This is a genomic window from Vibrio sp. 03_296 (assembly GCF_002265885.1).
Map to the genome: position 1 here is coordinate 1 of NZ_NPKW01000991.1, position 861 is coordinate 861.

General features: G+C 50.3%; 1 pseudogene. It reads right to left on the bottom strand.

Going from position 1 to position 861, the window contains the following annotated elements:
* Positions 1–861 (bottom strand): annotated as a pseudogene (locus CIK04_RS29380) (thiamine ABC transporter permease); the annotation flags it as partial.

Below are 861 nucleotides of genomic sequence, written 5' to 3' on the forward strand. Positions count from 1 at the left end.
CAATCCAAACAAGATAGAAAGTTGCGGGATCAACATCGGCAAGGCAATGACATAGCCAGGAAGATGAATTCGATGCTTATCGCGGTATTCATGTGCCACCAAAGCCAAAAGTACAGCAACACTGGCTGTTGCGAGGGCAAAAAGCAAACTCTGTTCCACGGTTGGCAGTACGTTTTGCCATTCGGCCTGCCAAAAGCGTAGGCTATAACGGCTGGGTAGAAGATCGGGGAATCGCCAGCGGTGGGCAAAGCTCCAGAGCAACATCAAAGGAAACATAGTCAGTGCCAGTAATGCTGAAAAGCAAAGAGTGTTTTCCTGGACAGCGAAAAACCAAATCGGCCGGATACTGACCAGCGACCAAAAGTAACCCGTGACACTCTTTTCAAACAGCATGATAGCCGCCATAAGCAAACTGGCGATAACAAACAGAACCATCGCACCTGCGGCAGCTCTTGGTAATAGCTCCAACTCAGGATCACTAAACCACTGCCAAACCAATACGGCAAACGTGGCAGGATTGGTTGGGCCGAGGATCAAACTGAGATCAACCACCGCAACGCCATACGCCATCACAGCAAACAGTGGAAACGCATTTGCTTAACCACTGAGGTAGGATCGGTCTTCCACCAAACTGTGACCGGTGAATAGCCCATAGAGGCGGAGACTTGGCTGAGCTGAGCAACGTTWACTGCAGCAACACTGGCACGCTCATGAGCAACAAAAACGGAATTTCTTCAGTGGCGAGGCGATGGTCAACCCCAACGCATACGGATCGTTGACAAACCAAGCACTATCGTCAGTGGATAGACCAACATCCAACGTTTGCACCGCGACTCTCGCAACCAATCCAGTGGGAGAGAA